The organism is Rhizobacter sp. P2_H2 (assembly GCF_056403375.1).
On record NZ_JBFUFP010000744.1, the window covers coordinates 1 to 2,759 of the forward strand.

General features: G+C 64.7%; 2 protein-coding genes and 1 pseudogene. All 3 read left to right on the plus strand.

Features of this window, described 5'->3' with window-relative positions:
- Window positions 1–542 (plus strand): annotated as a pseudogene (locus AC1D15_RS25615) (NADH-quinone oxidoreductase subunit L); the annotation flags it as partial.
- A gap of 23 nt (window positions 543–565) precedes the next feature.
- Entirely contained in the window at window positions 566–2,041 is a 1,476-nt protein-coding gene (locus AC1D15_RS25620; protein ID WP_477828206.1) for an NADH-quinone oxidoreductase subunit M, read from the plus strand.
- Between the two features lie 13 nt (window positions 2,042–2,054).
- On the plus strand, window positions 2,055–2,759 hold a 705-nt coding region (locus AC1D15_RS25625), incomplete at its 3' end, for an NADH-quinone oxidoreductase subunit N (protein ID WP_477828207.1).

The following is a 2,759-nucleotide window of genomic DNA, read 5'->3' on the forward strand; positions in this document are numbered from 1 at the left end:
GCTTCATGACGATCCAGGGCATGCTGTACGGCGGCTTCTTCGAGGATTCGATCTTCATCAACCCGGAAAAGCATCCGGCGATGGAAGAGATGAAGAACGAGTTCCACGGTGCCGTCGCGATGGCGCTGCACGGGCTCACGTCGCTGCCGTTCTGGCTGGCGCTGGCCGGCGTCGTCACCGCCTACGTGTTCTACATGGTCAAGCCGGCCATTCCGGCGTGGATCAAGTCGAAGTTCGGCTTCGTCTACACCGTGCTCGAGAACCGGTACTTCTTCGACTGGTTCAACGAGCGCGTGCTGTCGGCCGGCGCGCGCCTGCTGGGCCGCGGGCTGTGGAAGGGCGGCGACGTCGGCATCATCGACGGCGTGCTGATCGACGGCTCGGCGCGTGCGGTCGGCGCGTTCGCCTCGGTGGTGCGCGTCGTGCAGACCGGCTACCTCTACTGGTATGCGCTGGTGATGATCCTCGGCGTGATCCTCCTGATGACCTGGCAGCTGTGGGGCCCGCTGATGAGTGCGGCCGGCAGCCTGTTCGGCAAGTAAAAGCGGCACCGGAGAACAAGAACATGGGTTTGTTGAGCCTTGCCATCTGGCTGCCGATCGTCGCGGGCGTCGTCCTGCTGCTGGTCGGCCGCGACGAGCATGCCGATGCGGTGCGCTGGATCGCGCTGGTCGCCGCGATCGCGAGCTTCGCGGTCACGATTCCGCTGATCACCGGCTTCGATGCCGGCACCGCCGCGATGCAGTTCCAGGAGAACCTGGACTGGATCGAGCGCCTGAACGTGCACTACCACCTGGGGGTCGACGGCATCTCGGTGTGGTTCGTGCTGCTGACCGCCTTCATCACGATCATCGTCGTGATCGCCGCGTGGCAGGTGATCACCGAGCGCGTCAACCAGTACATGGGCGCGTTCCTGATCCTGTCGGGGATCATGGTCGGCGTGTTCAGCGCGCTCGACGGCCTGCTGTTCTATGTGTTCTTCGAGGCCACGCTGATCCCGATGTACATCATCATCGGCGTGTGGGGCGGCCCGCGCCGGGTGTACGCCGCGTTCAAGTTCTTCCTGTACACGCTGGCCGGCTCGCTGCTGATGCTGATCGCGCTGATCTTCCTGTACTTCAAGTCGGGCGGCAGCTTCGAGATCCTCGCGTGGCACAAGCTGCCGCTGAACATGAACACGCAGACGTTGCTGTTCTTCGCGTTCTTCGCGGCCTTCRCGGTCAAGGTGCCGATGTGGCCGGTGCACACCTGGCTGCCCGATGCCCACGTCGAGGCGCCGACCGGCGGCTCGGTGGTGCTGGCCGCCATCATGCTGAAGCTCGGCGCCTACGGCTTCCTGCGCTTCTCGATGCCGATCGCGCCCGACGCGAGCCATGCGTACGACTGGTTCATCATCGCGCTGTCGCTGATCGCCGTGGTCTACATCGGGCTGGTCGCGCTGGTGCAGCAGGACATGAAGAAGCTGGTGGCCTATTCGTCGATCGCCCACATGGGCTTCGCGACACTCGGCTTCTTCATCTTCAGCGAGCTGGGCGTGTCCGGCGCGCTGGTGCAGATGATCTCGCACGGCTTCGTGTCGGGGGCCATGTTCCTGTGCATCGGCGTGCTCTACGACCGCGTGCACTCCCGCGAGATCTCGAGCTACGGCGGCGTCGTCAACACGATGCCGAAGTTCGCCACGTTCGCGGTGCTGTTCGCGATGGCCAACTGCGGCCTGCCGGGCACCGGCGGTTTCGTCGGCGAGTGGATGGTGATCCTCGGTGCCGTGAAGGCCAATTTCTGGCTCGGCGCACTGGCGGCCACCACGCTGGTGTTCGGCGCGGCCTACACGCTGTGGATGGTCAAGCGCGTCTATTTCGGCCCGGTGGCCAACGAGGACGTGCGTGCCCTCGAAGACATCAACGCCCGCGAATTCCTGATGCTCGCCCTGCTGGCCGTGGCCGTGCTGTGGATGGGCGTGTACCCGAAGCCCTTTACCGACACCATGCACGTCAGCGTCACCGAGCTGCTGAAGCACGTGGCCGTCTCGAAACTGAATTGAAGCGGCGGCAATGATGATCAAAGACATGAACTGGCTGGCCGTCTACCCGGAACTGGTGCTGCTCGTGATGGCCTGCGTGGTCGCGATGGTCGACCTGTGGGTCACCGATCCGAAGCGCACGCCCACCTACTGGCTGACGCAGGCGACGCTCGCCGTCGTCGGCGTCATGCACCTGGCGTACTTCGATGCCGGCTTCACCGTCTACGGCATGCAGCGCATGATGGTCACCGACCCGCTCGGCCACCTGCTGGGCTTCTTCGCGTCGCTTGCGGTGATGGTGACGCTGGTCTATGCCCGGCCGTACGCCGAGAGCCGCGACATGCTGAAGGGCGAGCTGTTCACGCTGTCGCTGTTCTCGATGCTCGGCATCTCGGTGATGCTGGCGGCGAACAACTTCCTCGTGATCYACCTCGGCCTGGAGCTGATGTCGCTGTCGCTGTACGCGCTGACCGCGATGCGCCGCGACCATGCCCAGTCGACCGAAGCCGCGATGAAGTACTTCGTGCTCGGCGCGCTGGCCAGCGGCTTCCTGCTGTACGGCCTGTYGATGATGTACGGCGCGACCGGCTCGCTCGACATCCCGACGGTGTTCAACGCGATCGCCACCGGCCAGATCAACCCGACCGTGCTGGTGTTCGGCGTGGTGTTCATCGTCGCCGGCCTCGCGTTCAAGCTCGGCGCGGTGCCGTTCCACATGTGGCTGCCCGACGTCTACCAC